1 pseudogene is annotated in these 482 nt (G+C 50.6%); it reads right to left on the reverse strand.

Going from position 1 to position 482, the window contains the following annotated elements:
* A pseudogene (locus tag CHK_RS16585) lies at nt 1–482 on the reverse strand (hypothetical protein); the annotation flags it as partial.

Consider the following 482-nt stretch of genomic DNA (forward strand, 5'->3'; position numbering starts at 1 on the left):
CCCATAAGCGACGGCGATTAGCAAGATTAGCTCGCTTACCAAAAGAGCTGCACCCCATATTCCCGCGTTCCACAACTCCGAAGGATTCAACCATTCCTGCGGGTTCAATACATATATATCTGTGAAATACCGCTGCGATAGGATTACAAGGACATAATAAAAGATAAATGGGGACGCATACGCCATATATTTACTCATAGTGAGCGTGGCAAACAACCCCCCCACGAGCGACCATAACGCGCCTGATAGAAAGAATAAAAACGCACGCCCTATTAGATCAGTAAAGGTAAGTTGCGCCGATACGTCAATCTGCCCACCCGGTTCCGTTATCATTGCCGTGCTCGCCATGAGTTCCTCCGCTTCCTGCGGCACGAGTTCCATGGGTGTAAACAGCAGGGCAAACACGAAACAGACAAGGAGCACGCCCAAAAAGAGCGCCAGCCCGCCTGAAAGCGCAGTCGCTGCTACCCGCGAAACAAGAT

This window comes from Christensenella hongkongensis, from assembly GCF_000981035.1.
In the GTDB taxonomy this organism is placed as follows: Bacteria; Bacillota; Clostridia; order Christensenellales; family Christensenellaceae; genus Christensenella; species Christensenella hongkongensis.